The organism is uncultured Pseudoteredinibacter sp., from assembly GCF_947502065.1.
Taxonomy (GTDB): Bacteria; Pseudomonadota; Gammaproteobacteria; order Pseudomonadales; family Cellvibrionaceae; genus Pseudoteredinibacter.
Genome location: NZ_CANMYE010000039.1, coordinates 1 through 281 on the forward strand (window position 1 = coordinate 1; position 281 = coordinate 281).

The 281-nt window shown below is 52.3% G+C and carries 1 protein-coding gene; it reads right to left on the minus strand.

Translation table 11 applies throughout. From position 1 onward, the window contains the following. Positions 1-281 (minus strand): hypothetical protein (locus Q1A41_RS20270; RefSeq protein ID WP_299982982.1); only part of this gene is annotated, 281 nt, incomplete at both ends.

A 281-nucleotide genomic window follows, 5' to 3' on the forward strand; every position in this document is an offset into this window, starting at 1 on the left:
TCAAAGTCAGCGTCTTGCGCGGTTGGAACCGTTACTGTGGTCTGGCTGTTGCCATTGGTGATGGTCACGGTCTGTGCAGTTGCAGTGTAGTCACCGTCTTCCGCGGTACCGTTTGCGAACACTACGTTCACTTCCATATCGGAGGTAACAGTCACAGGGTTACCGTTTACATCAAACAGCGATACGGTAAAGACAGAATCTGCACCTTCCGTTACCGGACCATTGCTGTCGATCACCGCAAACACGGTATCTTCAGGACCAGGGTTCGGTGTTGGATCTGG